The organism is Pseudarthrobacter sp. NPDC092439 (assembly GCF_044754945.1).
In the GTDB taxonomy this organism is placed as follows: domain Bacteria; phylum Actinomycetota; class Actinomycetes; order Actinomycetales; family Micrococcaceae; genus Arthrobacter.
Genome location: NZ_JBIVQB010000003.1, coordinates 496,716 through 512,373, shown reverse-complemented (window position 1 = coordinate 512,373; position 15,658 = coordinate 496,716). Strand labels below are relative to the sequence as shown.

General features: G+C 66.2%; 17 protein-coding genes and 1 pseudogene. 7 read left to right on the top strand and 11 right to left on the bottom strand.

The window, feature by feature from the left end:
• Positions 1-146 precede the first annotated feature (146 nt).
• The 6 genes from ACIQCM_RS10440 to ACIQCM_RS10415 all read left to right on the top strand — a co-directional run bounded on the left by ACIQCM_RS10440 (position 147) and on the right by ACIQCM_RS10415 (position 4,891).
• On the top strand, positions 147-590 hold the full coding sequence (locus tag ACIQCM_RS10440; protein WP_400605480.1) for a 6,7-dimethyl-8-ribityllumazine synthase: 444 nt from the start codon (positions 147-149) through the stop codon (positions 588-590).
• A 158-nt stretch (positions 591-748) separates the two neighbouring features.
• Positions 749-1,834: a DUF1524 domain-containing protein gene (locus ACIQCM_RS10435; protein ID WP_400605483.1), complete on the top strand. Its 1,086-nt coding sequence runs from the start codon at positions 749-751 to the stop codon at positions 1,832-1,834.
• Positions 1,835-1,878: 44 nt separating this feature from the next.
• Entirely contained in the window at positions 1,879-2,586 is a 708-nt protein-coding gene (locus ACIQCM_RS10430) for a PASTA domain-containing protein (protein ID WP_400605485.1), read from the top strand.
• 493 nt (positions 2,587-3,079) lie between these two features.
• The gene (locus ACIQCM_RS10425; protein WP_400605488.1) at positions 3,080-3,586 is read left to right on the top strand and encodes an OsmC family protein; all 507 of its coding nucleotides are present in this window, start codon (positions 3,080-3,082) and stop codon (positions 3,584-3,586) included.
• Between the two features lie 138 nt (positions 3,587-3,724).
• A complete protein-coding gene (locus tag ACIQCM_RS10420; RefSeq protein ID WP_400605491.1) occupies positions 3,725-3,991 on the top strand; it encodes a hypothetical protein in 267 nt (88 codons plus the stop codon).
• A gap of 9 nt (positions 3,992-4,000) precedes the next feature.
• Complete coding sequence (locus ACIQCM_RS10415; RefSeq protein WP_400605494.1) at positions 4,001-4,891, top strand: diacylglycerol/lipid kinase family protein; 891 nt, start codon at positions 4,001-4,003, stop codon at positions 4,889-4,891.
• Between the two features lie 7 nt (positions 4,892-4,898).
• On the opposite strand, the gene ACIQCM_RS10410 is transcribed toward ACIQCM_RS10415, so the two are convergent.
• The 11 genes and pseudogenes from ACIQCM_RS10410 to ACIQCM_RS10360 form a co-directional block, all read right to left on the bottom strand.
• Complete coding sequence (locus ACIQCM_RS10410; protein WP_400605496.1) at positions 4,899-5,135, bottom strand: hypothetical protein; 237 nt, start codon at positions 5,133-5,135, stop codon at positions 4,899-4,901.
• A gap of 214 nt (positions 5,136-5,349) precedes the next feature.
• The gene (locus ACIQCM_RS10405; RefSeq protein WP_400605499.1) at positions 5,350-5,898 is read right to left on the bottom strand and encodes a hypothetical protein; all 549 of its coding nucleotides are present in this window, start codon (positions 5,896-5,898) and stop codon (positions 5,350-5,352) included.
• Between the two features lie 83 nt (positions 5,899-5,981).
• Positions 5,982-7,700, bottom strand: a complete 1,719-nt coding sequence (locus ACIQCM_RS10400; protein WP_400605501.1) for a SulP family inorganic anion transporter — start codon at positions 7,698-7,700, stop codon at positions 5,982-5,984.
• Between the two features lie 81 nt (positions 7,701-7,781).
• Complete coding sequence (locus ACIQCM_RS10395; protein ID WP_400605502.1) at positions 7,782-8,318, bottom strand: DM13 domain-containing protein; 537 nt, start codon at positions 8,316-8,318, stop codon at positions 7,782-7,784.
• 70 nt (positions 8,319-8,388) lie between these two features.
• Positions 8,389-9,312: an NADP-dependent oxidoreductase gene (locus ACIQCM_RS10390; protein ID WP_400605504.1), complete on the bottom strand. Its 924-nt coding sequence runs from the start codon at positions 9,310-9,312 to the stop codon at positions 8,389-8,391.
• Positions 9,313-9,441: 129 nt separating this feature from the next.
• Positions 9,442-10,191: an SDR family oxidoreductase gene (locus tag ACIQCM_RS10385; protein WP_400605506.1), complete on the bottom strand. Its 750-nt coding sequence runs from the start codon at positions 10,189-10,191 to the stop codon at positions 9,442-9,444.
• Positions 10,192-10,245: 54 nt separating this feature from the next.
• Entirely contained in the window at positions 10,246-11,904 is a 1,659-nt protein-coding gene (locus tag ACIQCM_RS10380; RefSeq protein WP_400605508.1) for a thiamine pyrophosphate-binding protein, read from the bottom strand.
• A 110-nt stretch (positions 11,905-12,014) separates the two neighbouring features.
• Positions 12,015-12,440: an SRPBCC domain-containing protein gene (locus tag ACIQCM_RS10375; protein ID WP_400605509.1), complete on the bottom strand. Its 426-nt coding sequence runs from the start codon at positions 12,438-12,440 to the stop codon at positions 12,015-12,017.
• Positions 12,441-12,505: 65 nt separating this feature from the next.
• Positions 12,506-13,009: an Lrp/AsnC family transcriptional regulator gene (locus ACIQCM_RS10370; RefSeq protein WP_400605511.1), complete on the bottom strand. Its 504-nt coding sequence runs from the start codon at positions 13,007-13,009 to the stop codon at positions 12,506-12,508.
• A gap of 205 nt (positions 13,010-13,214) precedes the next feature.
• On the bottom strand, positions 13,215-13,901 hold the full coding sequence (locus ACIQCM_RS10365) for a hypothetical protein (protein ID WP_400605512.1): 687 nt from the start codon (positions 13,899-13,901) through the stop codon (positions 13,215-13,217).
• A 323-nt stretch (positions 13,902-14,224) separates the two neighbouring features.
• A pseudogene (locus ACIQCM_RS10360) lies at positions 14,225-14,419 on the bottom strand (Lrp/AsnC family transcriptional regulator); the annotation flags it as partial.
• 93 nt (positions 14,420-14,512) lie between these two features.
• Here ACIQCM_RS10360 and hisC point away from each other — a divergent pair.
• Positions 14,513-15,610, top strand: coding sequence for a histidinol-phosphate transaminase (hisC, locus tag ACIQCM_RS10355; protein ID WP_400605514.1), 1,098 nt, complete (start codon positions 14,513-14,515; stop codon positions 15,608-15,610).
• The last annotated feature ends 48 nt before the right edge of the window (positions 15,611-15,658 follow it).

The following is a 15,658-nucleotide window of genomic DNA, read 5'->3' as shown; positions in this document are numbered from 1 at the left end:
GGGCCGCGAAATCCCCGAACACCTCGCCCACATCGCCGAAGGCATCCAGGACTCCGGCACCACCCGCCAGGAAGCCGCCAGCCTCCTGGCCCGCTAAAATCCTTGGCGCGACTATCCTGAGCACAGCAAACAGAAAGGCCCCATCCTTGGCTAACTCCTCTCTCCGGGTAGCGATCGTCAGCGCCCAGTGGCACGCAGATATCGTCGACCGCGCCGTCGAAAGCTTCCGTGACCGGCTCAACGAGCTGGGCACAACCGATGTTGACGCCTACCAGGTCCCCGGTGCCTTCGAAATTCCCCTGATGGTCCGAAGGCTGGCAGCTTCCGGCAACTACGACGCCATTGCCACGTCTGCCTTGGTGGTTGATGGGGGCATTTACCGCCATGAGTTCGTGTCACAGACCGTGGTGGAGGCCCTGATGCATGTGCAGCTGGAGACGGATGTTCCGGTCTTCTCGGGTGTCCTGACGCCGCACCATTTCCATGAGCACGAAGAGCACCGGAACCAGTTTTCCAACCACTTCGTGACCAAGGGGCGTGAACTGGCCGACGCCCTGGCCTCGACGCTTGCGACCCTAAAGTCCCTGTAAGGCGGACCCGCCCCCATCAAGGTTGGATCAAGAACGGCTCAATTTCAGGCAAGGTTATCGCCCCGGCCGCTCCAAACCCCTGCTGACGGAATATGCTCAGCGGCATCGCGATTGCGCGAGTACGACGTGGCAACTTGATGTGCCGTTTATGGGGATGAATGTCGACTTACCGGGGCCTTCGTGGCCTTTCCGTGCTGGCTGCCGTTTTTTTAGTGGCTTTGCTGGCTGCAGGCTGCGGGGCGCCGGCCGTCACTGAAAAGCTGAACGGCCCTACTGCTGGGAGCACGGCTGCGGCCGCCACTGCGGAGGCGAGGGAAAGCGCTGCTGGTGTGGTGGCGCCGTCGTCCGTTCCGACGCCGAAGGAAACCGCCGCGCCGCTGGATCCTCCGACGGCGGCCGCGGTGGCGGGCGCACGGGCCCCGAAGCCGCAGCCTGCCTTTGCCGCCAAGGCGCTGGGGCTCCTGGCGACGCTGCCGGTCAAGGGCCGCGCGCCGAAGACTGGATATGACCGGGCACAGTTTGGCCAAGCATGGGCGGATGTGGACCGGAATGGCTGCGATACGCGCAACGACATGCTCAGGCGCGACCTGACCGCCATCCGGTACACGAACAGTGTGCCGTGCAAGGTGAAATCGGGCGTGCTGGCGGACCCGTACACCGGGACCAGTATCAGCTTCCTCCGCGGCGCCGGCACCAGCAGCAAGGTGCAGATCGACCACGTGGTGGCGCTCAGCGATGCGTGGCAGAAGGGCGCGCAAATGCTGACCCTGCAGCAGCGCACGGCGTTCGCCAACGACCCGCTGAACCTTCAAGCGACGGACGGGCGCACCAACCAGCAAAAGGGCGACGGCGACGCAGCCACCTGGCTGCCCCCGAACAAGGGGTTCCGGTGCCAGTACGTTGCGCGCCAGATTTCCGTGAAGGCCACTTACTCGCTGTGGGTCACGCAGGCCGAGCATGACGCGATGGCGCGGGTCCTGGGCAGCTGCGCGGGGCAGTCGGCGCCCGCGAAGTCTAAGTCGCCGGGCGCTGTGGCGCCGCCGCCTGCCGCTCCGGCCCCGGCGCCGGTTGCTCCCGCTCCCGTGGCGCCCGCGCCCGTCGCTCCCGCCGCGCCGGCTCCTGTGGCCGTGTACTACCCGAACTGTTCGGACGCCCGTGCAGCCGGCACCGCCCCGTTGTATGCCGGGATGGCCGGTTACCGGGCAGGGCTGGACCGCGACCGCGACGGCGTCGCCTGCGAGTAGAAGCTTCGTTCAATCCACTGTTCACATCATCAAAAGGGGGAATCTTGAAGAAGACAATAATGCTGGTGCTGCTGGGCGGCCTCGTACTCACTGGCTGCGGCGGACCTCAGGCGGCCGAACCGCTTTCGTCAGCGTCGGCCGTTGCCGTTGTCGAGGAAGGTGTCACCGTACCAAATGTGGTGGGCCTGACCCTCGATAAGGCAACCGATCAGCTCAAGGAGCTTGGACTCGACGTCGAGCATGAAGACATCGTCGATGGAAAGTCCATTTGGAGTAAGAAGAACTGGCTGGTGATGTCACAGGACGCTGCCAAGGGCGCCCAGCTGACGAAAGAGTCGACCGTGAAGCTCGGGGTTAAATCCCTCGAGAAGATTGCGGAGGAAAAGGCTGCCGCGGAGAAAGCCGCAGCGGCCAAAGCCGCTGCGGAAAAGGCTGCGGCAGACAAGGCCGCCGCGGCGAAGGCTGCTGCGACGAAGGCAGCCGCTGAAAAGGCTGCCGCTCAAAAAGCTGCCGCAGACCAGGCTGCGCGTGAGGAAGCAGCGCGCCTTGCCACCGAACAGGCTGCACCCCCGGCACCGCCGGCAGTCCCCGTGGCACCGGCTCCGGCCGCCGTTGCTCCGGGTCCCGCTGCAGCTGTCGTAACGCCGGGTGCCTTCTGTTCCCCCAGCGGAGCGACCGGGGTGAGCGCCAAGGGCACCGCCTACACTTGCAAGCCGTCGGCTACTGACTCTCGCTCGCGGTGGCGGCAGTAAGTCACCCATCAACCTTTGCCGGTGGCGATCCCAGTTCAGCGGGGCGCCTTAGTGGTGTGCCGTTTGCCTTTCGGGCTCCGATAGCCGGGGCAAGCAGCTGAGCCTGGGCTTCACAACGGGAGGCATTGCCGACTGGTCCGGTGCCCATTCCCCCGCGAGCGTTAGCATCAGGATTAACTTCGCCGACGGCAGTGTCGGTGAGTTTTCCGGCCACACCCTCAACAACGCCTATGACAAGGCGCTCGGAGAGTCCCGCGCCAAAAACGGCCTGGACGCGCGGGGCTATTCCAGAAGGACTCCCGGCCGGACCAACTCGGGGCGACACCATTGACTTCGTACCGGTGCATCCCGGCATGGGCTGACCCGCGCTCGTATTCAAGCGTCCTCTTGACAATGGACCGCCCGGGGTGTCTTATTCAAGAAAGCTATTGAATAGCTTGGCGTCCCGTACGGCGGCGCCCCGCCGCACAGCAGCAGAAGGTCGTTGAGCCAGATGGCAAACAGGACGGAAGCGCAAATTAACGGAATCAGCGTCGCGGGGTGGGAAGCGTTCCGCGATGAGGTTCGGCAGGACGCCTCCGTGGCCGACAGGCGTCCGTCCGTCACCGCGCACTGGCTCGGCGGGTCCCGGTCGCGCGTGGAATTTGAAGACAAGAGCATGCACATAGGCGGCCGTGGGGAATTCAATGCCATGCAGACCCTTCTTGCGGCGCTGGCTGCGTGCGATGTGGACCTCATCGCCCTTCACGCGGCCCTGCTCGGACTTGAGGTAAAAGACCTGCGCGTCGAGGCCACGGGCCACTTCAACGTCCAGGCGTATCTTGGGCTTGAGGCACCGGGTTCCGGCTACACCGGGATCTCCTACAAAGTCACGCTTACCGCCCCGGATGCCAGTGAGGAGCAGATCCGGCTGCTGCGCGAGCGGATCGAACGCTCCTCTCCCGTCGGCGACTCCCTCGGCCGGTCTATCCCGTTGACGATCGAGTTCAGCGCGACCTGACTGGTGGCCAACCCGGACGCAGGCCCTGGCGGTTTGAGCGGGGGCAGCGGTGGCAGGGGCTGCGACGCGCCGCCAGTTCCCCGGCTGTCAAGGATTGCGTCAAACTGGAGACTGCACCCCCGAACGAAAGCAGCCTCCATGATCACCCTCCAGCAGGACGCCGACGGTTTCATCCGGATGGGCCGGCACTACCCGGCCAACGTCCGGATCCGGATCGCCTTCACGGACGGCAGCACCGGAGAGTTCTCGGGCCGGACCCTCAACAACGCCTACGACGCAGCACTCGCGGAATTCCGCGCCAGGAATGGGCTGGATGCGCGGGGGTACAACCGGACCCCTGCGGGACGGACCAACTCCGGGAACAGACTCGACTTCGTTCCCGTGCACCCTGGAATGGGCGGGTAGGGGAGCGCCATGGCTGACGGCGGAGCACCCGGCGGCCCCTTTGACCGCGCCGTGGTGATCTTCAACCCGGGCCGGCCCGCGATGGGCGCACGGATCGGGACCCTGCAGCGGGAGTTGGCCGCAGCGGGCCTGCCTGTTGACCTGTTGCCTACGGACCATGCCGGGCATGCCCGGGCACTGGCGCGGGCCGAGGCAGGCCGGGGTGCGCCGCTGATTCTCTCGGTCAGCGGCGACGGCGGGTACAACGAGGTGGTCAACGGCGTCATGGACGTTCCCGGCAGCCAGGCGGTGTGCACCGTGATTCCCGCAGGCAACGCGAACGACCACTTCCGGAGCCTCCCCGCCAGGTCGCTCAGTGAAGCACTGAGGGCCACGACGATTCGGCACATCGACCTGCTGCGGGTGGTGTTCCGTACCGGAGACCGGGAGCAGATCCAGTACGCCCACTCCTACGTGGGTTTCGGGCTTACACCCTTGATGGCCATCGGCATCGAGCAGGGCGGCAAGGGAAAAGTGCTCGAACTCGTTTCCGTTGCCCGCACGCTCCGCCGCCTAAGGCCCTTCGAGCTCGTGCGGGACGACGGGGCCACCGCGAAGTTCGACAGCCTGATCCTGGCCAACATCTCGCGCATGGCGAAGTACGGAAAGGTCAGCGAGTCGCATTACCCGGACGACGGATTGTTCGAGGTGGTGACGCTGCCCCATGCCGGGCTGATGAAGATGTCACTGATGACGCTCCGCGCCGTCACCCTGGGACTCGGGCATCAGCCGGGCGTGGCAAGCTATGCCTTCTCCACGCGGAACGCTGTTCCATGCCAGATTGACGGCGAGGTGGTCCACATCCAGGCAGGAACCCACGTCCTGGTGGAGAGCGCCAGGGGTGCCCTCGCCACCCTCTGAACTTTCGTTACAGGAGTGCTTGGCCGGGCCGGGCCTCACGTGACTTCATCCTGATGAAATCGACGTCCTCCTGGGAAAGTGGGGTCTCGCCGTGGGGATCGCTGTTGGCGGGCTGGCCCAGGGCCGCACTGATTTCCGCAGAGAGTGTCCTCGGAAGGACCAGGCAGCCCGGGTTTTCCATCAGCCACCCGGTCACTGGGGAGGGAAGCCGGTTCCATTGGTCGCGGATGCGCAGATCTGTCATGGTGTGCCTTTCGTGGCCGCTGGGGCTGTGAAGGGGCAGGGGACCCGGGTCCAGGTCGGCTGCAGAAGAGTGGAGCTCGTTTTAGGGAAACCGGGGCGTCAGTCCCGGTGTCCCGGGATGCTTGGAGTCTACGCCTGTTGGCGGACCGCTGGGGAGCGGCCGACGGCGGGTGCCCGGGCGTGCGGGGGACCGGCGGCTTTTGGAGCCGGTGCGGTTAGTTCCTGCGGCGGGCAACGGGGGCCGGGACGGCCCGCAGTTGCGGGTAATCCGCCGGGGCCTGAGGTTCTGCATGGGGCGCAGAAGGAGCGGGGCCGCCGAATGACGGACGCCGGCCGGACCGGTAGGCAAAGTCGATGATGGCTTCGAGTTCCTCAAAAACCGTATGGTTTCCGGGGAGGACCACGTGGGCCAGGAATTCCGATTCAAGGGTAGCAACGCCCGCCGCCACCGCACCGAGCTTGGCTTCTATGGCCAGGGCCAGGGCATGCCAGGATTTGCGGTTGGCGCGTTCCAGGATTTTCGCGTTCGCTTCGCGGAGCCGGCTGTCCGCGATGTCCCCCCGAATCGCCAGGGCGCCCTCAGACTGCAATATGGGCATAAGGATCCGGAATTGCCGGGCGTCAGCCCTGAAGGCGACGGCACTCAGTTTCCCCCGTTGCGTAAACACAACGTCCGTTGCGCCATAGTTCGCCAGCGCCTGCCCGATGTGTTTCCGGGAAGCCTCGCTGCTGCTGGAGTCGCCCCGGGTGTAAGGACCTGTCATCTCCCCACTATGCGCCTGCCGGGCACTCTTTCCTAACGATGCCCAGTGACGCCGCGGTAACTGACCTGATTCGCAATATCGTGTCAGTCGGTCCCTTTCGATAAGCCAGGAAAGGACCCGCCCTCCCGCTGGAATGCGCGCACCGCCTCGCTCACGGTCGGGTAGAAGTGTTCGGGGGAGAAGCGGGACCCCATGCCGTACCGCAGCAGCCTGTCCTTGACCGGCCCCTTCATCTCCGCGAACACCAGGTCCACGCCGTGCCGTTCCAGCCATTCATCCAGCTGGACGAGCTCGTCCAGGGCAGTGGTATCGATTCCCGTCACGGGCTCGGCGGCCAGCACCACGCGTTCGGTGCCGGGCGGGGCCCCGTCCAGCTCGTCCCGGACGAAGGAACCCAGCAGGGCCCCGTTGCCAAAGAACAGCGGCGCGTCGAAGCGCAGGATCAGCAGGCCCGGGACGCGTTCACCTTCCGGATGCCGGCTCACGTCGTGGTAGCCGGGGACGCCGGGAAGATCCACCAGTTCGGCGCGGTACGGGTCCCAGGCCCGGCGCAGGAAGTCCAGGATCGCCAGGCCGACGGCGACCACAATGCCCGGGAGGACGCCCAGGACGGCGACGCCGAGGAAGGCGGCGAGCATCACCAGTGACTCGCTGCGGCTCATGCCGATGAGCCGTCGCACGCCGGCCGGGTCGGCTATCCCGGCGGCCGCGGCGATGACGATTGCGGCCAGGGTGGTGGACGGCAGATACTCGGTGACCCCGGGCGCCGCGAGCATGAAACCGAGGACCAGGACCGCGCCCACCACTCCCGTGAGCTGGGATTTCGACCCGGACTCCACCGCCACCGGCGTGCGGGAAGTGCTGGCCGAAACCGGGAAGCCGCCCAGCAGGCCACTGGCCGCGTTCGCTGCGCCCAGGGCCGCCATCTCATGGTTGCCGGAGACCCTGTCGTTCCGGGCCGCGGCCAGCGACTGGGACAGCGTTCCGGTGTCGACGAAGACGATCAGGGCAATACCCGCGGCGGCGGGCAGCAGGGCAACGACGTCGGCCCAGCCGATCCCGCCGAGGGCCGGCGCGGGGAGCCCCTGCGGGAGGGCGCCGGTGACTTTCACGCTGTCGCGGAGTCCCAGCAGGGCGACGGCGAGGCAGGACACGACGACGGCGATCAGCACGCCCGGGACCTTCCACTTCAGCCACCGCGGCCCCAGGATGAGCGCCAGGGAGGCCAGCCCCAGCAGCAGCGCCGCCATGTTGGTCTCGCCGGCGAGCACCTTCGGCACCGCAGCGAAGAGCTTGTCCCAGGGCGTCTCGCCGTCCACGGAGATGCCCAGGAGCGTGGGAACCTGGGAGGCCACCACCAGCAGGGCGATGCCGTTGAGATAGCCCAACCGGATGGGTTTGGACAGCAGGCCCGTGACGATGCCAAGACGGAGGGCCGAACCGGCCAGCATGATGGCGCCGATCAGGATTGCCAGCAGGCCGGCCAGTGCCACTGATCGCTGTTCATTGGCGGCGGCCAGCGGGAGCAGCGCGGCCACGATCATGGGGGCGAGAGCCGAATCCGGGCCCAGCACCAGCACACGCGACGGACCCACGGCCGCGTAGGCAATCAGAGGCACGACAGTTGCGTAGAGGCCGGTTACCGGCGGAAGGCCGGCGGCCTGGGCGTAGGCCATCCCCGCGGGGACCAGCACCGCAAAGAGCGCGGCACCGGCCAGCAGGTCGTGGCGCAGCCACTCCATCCTGTAGCCGCGGAGCGACGGCGGTACCCACCAGGCTTGGGGCATTCCGGAGCGGCGCATGCTCCGATCATTGCCCATCCTGCCCTTGCCCGCCATCCACCGTCCGGGCGAAAAGCGATTGCCCGTTCCGCGTGAACGGTTCTAGGTCTTCAAGTCGGCTGCGGCGAATGATACGGCGAACCGGGCGCACCAAATGCTGACCGAGCTGTAGTCGTCCAGCACAGCGCCAGCAGGGATCGGGTAGTTCTGATTTCCCTTGTTGGCTTTGAGCGCGCCCAGGTCCAGGTACGCGCCGTCATCGAAGACGTACCAGCCGGCGACCCCCTCTACCACCGGGGCGTCACTGAGCCAGACGCGGAGGTCAGGCCCATCGGAAGTGTCAAGGCCCTCAAGCCGGAGAATGCGGCTGCCGTCAGGGAGCTGAAGGACCTTCACAGTTCCCGAGCTGGCGTGTTCGTGGCTGATGAGCCGGCCGGTTGCCAGTTCCCGCGGAACGGCGGGGGTGGCCGTGGGCGCCGAGGGCGCCGCTGATTTAGCAGCAGGCGTGGCAACGGCCGGAACATCCTCCACCACAGTTGAACTGGTGAAAATGCGCCAGGGCTGGAACAGATACAGCCCCGCAGCAACCGCGATGACAGCCGCGAGAACCGCGGCCAGGATGACTACACGCCGCCTCATACAACATCAACGTCCGGGGACCGGCTGTCGTTCCGTCCTGGAATGCGCCCCGGTCAGGCATGTTGCCGGATCAGGATTCCACGGAAACCACAATCTTGCCGCGGGTATGCCCCTTCATGTTGGAGCGGAAGGCATCGGCGGCCTTTTCCAGCGGGAAGACCTCGGCCACTTCCACCTGGATTTTGCGGCTGTCCACCAGGTCGGCGAGTGCCTGCAGGTCGGCAGCCACCGGGCTGACCCACATCCAGGTGCCGCCATGTTCCTCCACTTCACTGTCCGCAATCGAGGCATGCCTGCCGCCCTCAGCAAGTACTGCCAGGGTCGCGCCCAGGTTTCCGCCCACGAAATCTGCGACGACGTCGACGCCGCCCGGGCGCAGTGCGCGCACGCGGTCAGCGAGCCCGTCCCCGTACGCAACCGGCTCGGCTCCCAGGGAGCGGAGGAATTCGTGGTTCTTGTCCGAGGCGGTGGCGATGACGCTGGCGCCCTTGGCCACCGCGATCTGGATGCCCAGGGAGCCCACGCCTCCGGCGCCACCGTGGATCAGCAGAGTCTCGCCCGCCTTCAGCTCCAGCCGGTTGAGAACCTGGTAGGCGGTCAGGCCGGCCAGCGGCAGCCCTGCCGATTCGTTCCACCCGAGCGAATCAGGCTTCCGTGCCAGGAGCCGTTCCGGCAGTGCGATGTATTCGGCGAAGCTTCCGCCGTGAACATAGTCCTTGCGGCCATAGGCAATGACCTCGTCGCCGGGCTGGAATTGCCGGGCATCGATTCCTACCGACTCCACCACCCCTGCCACGTCCCAGCCGGGGATCGCGGGGAACTGCAGGTCCATGGCCGCATCCAGGTAGCCCGCCATGATCTTCCAGTCCACCGGGTTCACTGCTGCTGTCTTCACCTTGACCAGGACCATTCCTGGCCCGACTTTTGGCATCGGCTGGTCGCCGAACTCGAGGACGTCAGGGTTTCCGTATTCGCTGTAAGTGATTGCCTTCATGCCTGCCACAACCGCGCGGGGGCGTGTTGCTATTCCATGGCCTCGCAGGAAGTGGCGCATCGCACGGCCTGCGGAAGCTGTCTGCCGCAGCTGCGGAATGGGGGCAGCTGGCCCATTCCGCAGCGGCTTCTATTCAGCGTCCAAGGCTTCGAGCCACTCCACGAACGTCTGGCGTCCGACGGCGGAACCCGGCGCCGGGACCAGGCCGCCGCCGCGCATGGCCTTGCCCATGGGCCCGGGAAGGTGCAGCGGAACGATCCGTTTTTTCTGCTGCGTCTTGGCCAGGTAGGCGGCGGCCAGGTCTTTCAGTTGTTCGGTCCGCGGGCCGCCGAGGTCCGGGATGCGCCCTTTCGGCCCGGCCTCGGCGGCGTCCACAAGGGCCGATGCGACCTCGTTTGCCGCCACCGGGCGGGTGAACATCGTGGGCACGAAGACCAGCGGACCCACTGAGGCGGCGTTGATGGTCATCGGCACGAACTCGTGAAACTGGGTGGACCGGAGGAGGGTCCAGGGAATACCGCCGTTCTTGACCTCGCGCTCCTGAACCAGCTTCCCGGCATACAGTCCTGAATCGGCCTCATCGATGCCCACAATCGACAGCACCACATGGTGCGTCACGCCGGCCCTTTTCCCGGCCCCCAGCAGGTTTCGGGTGGCGCTGGTAAAGAAATCCACGGCTTTCTTGGTGGACAGGACCTGGATGCCGGTGACGTCGATAACGGTTTCGACGTCCTGGAGTGCCTGCTCGAGGCCGTCCCCGGTGACCAGATCGACCCCGTCGGTGCGGCTGAGGCTGACCACGTGGTGCCCGCGCTCCCTGGCGATGGCCACAACGTGGCGGCCCACTGTCCCGGTTCCTCCTGCGACGGCGATCCTCATATAGGAGATCCTATGTGGGGCCTGCGACAAAGCGCCGATGCATTCGCAATGGCGTTATCCGGCCACAGTAGCTTTCGCCGCCTTGGACGCGTTCATCCACTCGGTCAGCCACGGCGCCCGGACGGTGGACGTGATGCGGCAGTCGGCCACAAACGTCCCGTGGGCGCCGGCGTCGATCCAGTCCTGCAGCGCGGACAGGTCATCAAGCGAGCGGACGACGGCGGTCTCCGCACCCAGCGCCCGCGCCACACCGCTGAAGTCCACCTCGGGGATCAGCATGGGCTTGTCGGTCAGGCCCTGGGAGCCGTACTGGTGGATCTCGGCCCCGTAGGCGGCGTCGTTGTAGATCACCACGACCGCGCTGCGGGCCGCACCGATCAGCGACGAGAGGTCGGACAGGCCCATCAGGAAACCGCCGTCGCCCGAGGCCAGCACCAGGGTGCGGCCGTCCTCCACCGCACGCGCTGCTCCGACGGCGCTCGCCAGCCCCAGCCCGATCGACTGGAACGCGGTCCCCACCATCACCAGGTCCTGCGGCCGCGGAATGTTCCAGTACATGGGGGCCCAGCCGATGAAGTGCCCGCCGTCCTGGACCACCGTGCGGCGCTCCGGCAGCACGGCATCCAGCGCGGTGGCCAGGGCGCGCGGATCCAGTCGGCCGTCCTCAGCCAACTCGGAGCCGTGGTGGTGCCCCGGTCCGGTGGCCAGGCGCCTGGACGCTTCGGCGCGCCAGCCCGCCCGGGCGGCCTCGCCGTCGAGCAGTGAAAGCAGCCGTGACGCAGCGGCCTTCGCATCCGCCTGCACAAACACATCCACGCGCGGATTCGTCGGCTCTACCGCCGTGTCGATCTGAACCACGGTGGCATCCGGACCCAGCAGGTGCCCGAACCTCATGGTGAACGGGCTCAGGCTCGCCCCGGCCACCAGGACCACGTCGGCCTCGCCCATGAGCCCGGCCGCGGTGTCGGTGCCGAAACCGCCCGCGACGCCCAGATACCCCTCACCATTGAGGAGGTTGAGCGCCAGGGCGGTTCCGGCGGTCAGTGCGCCGATCCGGTCGGCGAGTTCGCGGAGTTCCGGTCCTGCCCCGGCGAGGTGAGCACCCCGGCCGGCCAGGATCAGCGGCCGCTGTGCCCCGCCGAGCAGGCGGGCCACCCGAGCAAGGTCCGTGCCGCCGTCGTCCGTCACCTCCACAACGGATGGCTCCGGAAGGTCCTCGTCCGCAGCCTCCAGCGCCGCGAGGTCGTAGGGGATGGCAAGCACGACGGCGGTGCGCCGGGTGAGTGCGTACTCCACGGCCTGACGGGTGACGGCGCCGGCGGCGTCGCGGGTGACGGTGAAGGTGACCGCGCCGAGGCCGGCGGCGATGGCCGCCTGGTCCACATCCTGCGGCCGGGCGCCGCTGGTGGGGGCGTCGCCGGTGACCAGCACGACGGGGATCTGCGCCTGGACGGCCTCGGCCAGGGCGGTGAGCGCGTTGGTGTAGCCGGGGCCGTAGGTGGTGGTGCCCGCGGCGAGCCGTCCGGAGGTGCGGTAGTAGGCGTCGGCCGCGGCGACGGCGGCGCCCTCGTGCCGGACGGGGGTAAAGCGCAGGCCCTGCTGCTCCGCGGCGTCCAGGAAGTAGACGTTGCCGTTGCCCATGACGCCGAAGACGTCGCTGACATAGCTGCTGAGAACCTGTGCCACGCGGCCGGAGACTGTGAGTGAAGTCATGCAGGAATCGTGCGCCCGGATATGCGGATCAGCAACACACTGTATTTCGGCTGGGACTTTTGGCAGAGAGTCAGCAGGCAAACTGACAAAACGCCCACCTGTGGCGCGCGTCACGCCTCCCGCTCAACCAGCTTGCGGAAAGTCTCCAGTTCGCCCTTGAAGCTGCCCTGGTATGAGCCAAGAGAGAATAGCCAGCCGAAAATCGCAGACACGAATCCGCGGGTCACGAACATCTGGTCAATGCGGGTGCGGGCGCCCTCGGCGGTGAATGTCACATCCGATTCGCCCTTCAGGATCGCGTTGCCGAAACGGGTGCGGATGTGCCGGGGCCGCTCGGCCGCGAGGATCTCGGTGGGGCTCGTCATCCGTCCGAAGTGCACCGTGTAGCGGCTGCCGGCTTCATCGCCGGGGCCGACGCGGTCGGTCACACCGGTGACTCCGCTGATCCATTCACGGAACCGGTCGGGATCGGTCCAGGTGGCGAAAACCCGCTCGGGCGGTGCGGCGACAAACGTGGACAGGCGATAGGTTGCCATGGGTTCAGTATGCGCTCGTCGGCACACGGAGGCGAGAGGCTGAGGGGACTCATGCGCACGCCTGATCACTGCGTTGTGCGCGCCTCCTGCTCGGTCAGCCGGGCCAGGAGGCCGTCGAAGCGCGGCGGCATCAGTTCCAGCACGGAGATGGCGGTGCTGGTGCGCTGGATGCCGTCGATCTCCAGGATCTGGTTGGTGATGCGGTAGAGGTCGCTGGTGCCGCGGGCCACCACCTTGGCGATGAGGTCCGCGTCGCCGGCGGTGGCGTGCACCTCGATGACCTCCGGGATCGCGGCCAGGCCGTCTTCCACCGACCCGGCGCGGGTTTGGCTGATGTGCAGGGAGAGGAAGGCCATGAGTTCGTAGCCCAGCGCGGCCGGGTCCAGCCTGCGGCTGAACGAGCGGAGCGCGCCGCTGCGTTCCAGCCGCGCCAGCCGGGCGTGGACGGTGTTGCGGGCGACGCCGAGGGTCCGGGAGAGTGCCAGGGCGCTGGCTTCGGGGTCCTTGTCCAGGGCCAGGATGATCCGGCCGTCGAGCGAATCGAGGGCGCGGGAGGCGGCGATGGTCATATTTTCACCAGAGATACTAGAAGTTGAGCAGAAGTCCCAAGCACAAAAGCGTATCTTGAATTGTGGTCCGGGTCACTTTCACGATCGGTCTCCATGACCCCTGGCTGGCGCTCGTTGCTCTGATTGGTATCGCCGAGGCTGGCTCGCGGCGACGACCCGGGCATCCTGGCTTACAAAGGAGGTGAAGGGGGCGTGAATTCACCACTCATTTAGCGGTACGAGCTCTGGCTGCAACTTGTTCGTACCAAGCGAATAGCGACTGGTTGATTTCGATAAGTGAGTCAATGTAGTTACGTGCGGCTTGTTCGTTCACTTGAAGCTCGTTCGCGCGTACTTGGGTCGAGAAAGTCCGCGCTCGTCTGAGAAATTCCACCAGCTCGGTCGGTGCGCTTACTCGCTGGAGAATTACGTGCGGCGCGCTGTGCTTGAGGCTTTTTCCTGCGACAACTGCGGCACCCCCAAGTGTGTATCCAACTAGACGGACAGCCAAGCGGAGATCCGTGTATGTGGATCTGATAATCTCGGCGCGCACAGCGGAGGAGGCGCCGGTGCAATTTTGCTGGGCCCACCGGAGGTTGCTTTCGATCTGTTCTCGCAGGAATGACAACAGCTCTGACGAGGATTTATCGGAGGTGTCGGTCTCATCGGGGGCCGGGGCAGTTTCGTCGATGGAAACTTCCTCGTCTGCTCCACGTGAAGTCTCAGCGGCTAAATCCTGGGACATTAATATTGCCGAGCGTTTTGCGTTCGTTCCAAAGCCAGTAATTTCAGATATCTCATCGATGAACCGGCCGATGTGTTTGCGGAATATGAATAAAGATGACAATAGAGCAATGGGCCATACTGTGGTGCCCAGAAACTCTAAGACTGGGCTGAGCCAATCGTCAGGCATGTTGTAATCCTCTGTCGTGGTGCATCTGGTTTAAGGTCATGGAGCTCCAAGTATCGTTCACGTAAAGGACATCGCGGGCCACTAGGGCTATGTGTCTCAAATCTAATTCTCCTCGCTTCGATTCTTAGGGCCTCTCAGAATGAATGCGTGGTTGGATATGTGACGGCCCGCCCTCTCGATAAGGGAGGCAAGATGGTCTTGGAAAGCTAGCAGCCCCAAGACGGATGGCAAATATTTCGAAGCCCAGGCGACTTTAGGAGAGTTCCTGTTCCGCCAGGATCATGCAGTCACCTCTAGGTCTTCATAAGTGATTAATTGGCCCATGCCGGGTCCAAGCGACGGCTGAAGGAGCGGAGCGCGCCGCTGCGTTCCAGCCGTGCCAGCCGGGCGTGGACGGTGTTGCGGGCGACGCCGAGGGTCCGGGAGAGTGCCAGGGCGCTGGCTTCGGGGTCCTTGTCCAGGGCGAGGATGATCCGGCCGTCGAGGGAATCGAGGGTGCGGGCGGCTGTGATGGTCATATTTTCACCAGAAGTATTAGAGGTTGAGCAGAAGTCCCAATGGGTTGAGGGTATCTTGCATTGTGCGCGGGATCACAACCATGATCGGTCCTCATGACCCCTGAACAACTCCTGGCAAGGCCGGACACCGCGGTGCCCACCCTCCGCAGCGCTGTTTCCGGACTTCCGTCCTACGTCCCGGGCCGCCGGGGTGCCGGCGCGGACATCGCCGCCCTCGCCAGCAACGAAAGCCATTACGAACCGCTGCCCGCTGCCGCCGCTGCGGTGGCCGAGGCGGCCGGCACCATGAACCGCTACCCGGACAGTGCCGCCGTCGAACTCCGCGAACGGCTCGCCCGGCACGTGGGTGTCACCGCGGGTGAGGTCGCGGTGGGGCCCGGCAGCGTGGGCGTCCTGCAGCAGATCATCACCGGGTTGTGCGACGCCGGGGACGAGGTGGTCTTCGCGTGGCGCTCCTTCGAGGCGTACCCCATCCTGGTGGAGCTGGCGGGCGCCCGGCCGGTCCGCATACCGCTGGACGACGCGGAGGGCCACGACCTCGACGCCATGGCCGCCGCCGTCACGGACCGCACCAAGGTGATTCTGCTCTGCACCCCCAACAACCCCACCGGCGTGCCGATCAGCCACGACCGCGTCGAGGCCTTCCTGCAGTCCGTGCCGTCCAGCGTCCTGGTGGTGATCGACGAGGCCTACGTGGAATACGCCGACGCCGGCAGCGGCCCCGATTCCCTGGCGCTCTACCGCCGGTACCCGAACGTCTGCATCCTGCGCACCTTTTCCAAGGCCTACGGGCTCGCCGGCCTGCGCGTCGGGTATGCCATTACGACGCCGGCAATCGCCGAAGGTTTGCGCCGCACCGCGCTGCCGTTCGCCGTGAGCGCGCTGGCGCAGAAGGCGGCGATCGCGTCGCTGGACGCGGGGGAGGAGATGGCAGCGCGGGTGTCCGCCGTCCGGCTGGAGCGCGCCCGGATGGCCGCGGAGCTGGAGGCCCAGGGCTGGAAGCTGCAGCCGAGCCAGGGCAACTTCCTGTGGATCCGCGCCGACGAGGACCTCCGGACACGGCTGGTGGACGCGTTCGACGGCGCCGGCATCCTGGTCCGGGCGTACCAGGGCGACGGCGTGCGGATCACGGTTGCCGACGCCGCCTCCAACAACCGCGTGCTCCGGCTCCTCGCAGCCCACACGGCCTGAATTACCAGCTCCAAAATCCCCAACCCCGTTCCACCTACTAACTAGAGG

Excerpts from the sequence above, each read along its gene's own strand:
- ACIQCM_RS10415 (WP_400605494.1), top strand. The coding sequence starts at position 4,001 with ATGGCTGACGGCGGAGCACCCGGCGGCCCCTTTGACCGCGCCGTGGTG.
- ACIQCM_RS10375 (WP_400605509.1), bottom strand. The coding sequence starts at position 12,440 with ATGGCAACCTATCGCCTGTCCACGTTTGTCGCCGCACCGCCCGAGCGG.
- ACIQCM_RS10425 (WP_400605488.1), top strand. The coding sequence starts at position 3,080 with ATGGCAAACAGGACGGAAGCGCAAATTAACGGAATCAGCGTCGCGGGG.
- ACIQCM_RS10420 (WP_400605491.1), top strand. The coding sequence starts at position 3,725 with ATGATCACCCTCCAGCAGGACGCCGACGGTTTCATCCGGATGGGCCGG.
- hisC (WP_400605514.1), top strand. The coding sequence starts at position 14,513 with ATGACCCCTGAACAACTCCTGGCAAGGCCGGACACCGCGGTGCCCACC.
- ACIQCM_RS10405 (WP_400605499.1), bottom strand. The coding sequence starts at position 5,898 with ATGACAGGTCCTTACACCCGGGGCGACTCCAGCAGCAGCGAGGCTTCC.
- ACIQCM_RS10395 (WP_400605502.1), bottom strand. The coding sequence starts at position 8,318 with ATGAGGCGGCGTGTAGTCATCCTGGCCGCGGTTCTCGCGGCTGTCATC.
- ACIQCM_RS10380 (WP_400605508.1), bottom strand. The coding sequence starts at position 11,904 with ATGACTTCACTCACAGTCTCCGGCCGCGTGGCACAGGTTCTCAGCAGC.
- ACIQCM_RS10390 (WP_400605504.1), bottom strand. The coding sequence starts at position 9,312 with ATGAAGGCAATCACTTACAGCGAATACGGAAACCCTGACGTCCTCGAG.
- ACIQCM_RS10435 (WP_400605483.1), top strand. The coding sequence starts at position 749 with ATGTCGACTTACCGGGGCCTTCGTGGCCTTTCCGTGCTGGCTGCCGTT.
- ACIQCM_RS10400 (WP_400605501.1), bottom strand. The coding sequence starts at position 7,700 with ATGCGCCGCTCCGGAATGCCCCAAGCCTGGTGGGTACCGCCGTCGCTC.
- ACIQCM_RS10370 (WP_400605511.1), bottom strand. The coding sequence starts at position 13,009 with ATGACCATCGCCGCCTCCCGCGCCCTCGATTCGCTCGACGGCCGGATC.
- ACIQCM_RS10365 (WP_400605512.1), bottom strand. The coding sequence starts at position 13,901 with ATGCCTGACGATTGGCTCAGCCCAGTCTTAGAGTTTCTGGGCACCACA.
- ACIQCM_RS10385 (WP_400605506.1), bottom strand. The coding sequence starts at position 10,191 with ATGAGGATCGCCGTCGCAGGAGGAACCGGGACAGTGGGCCGCCACGTT.
- ACIQCM_RS10410 (WP_400605496.1), bottom strand. The coding sequence starts at position 5,135 with ATGACAGATCTGCGCATCCGCGACCAATGGAACCGGCTTCCCTCCCCA.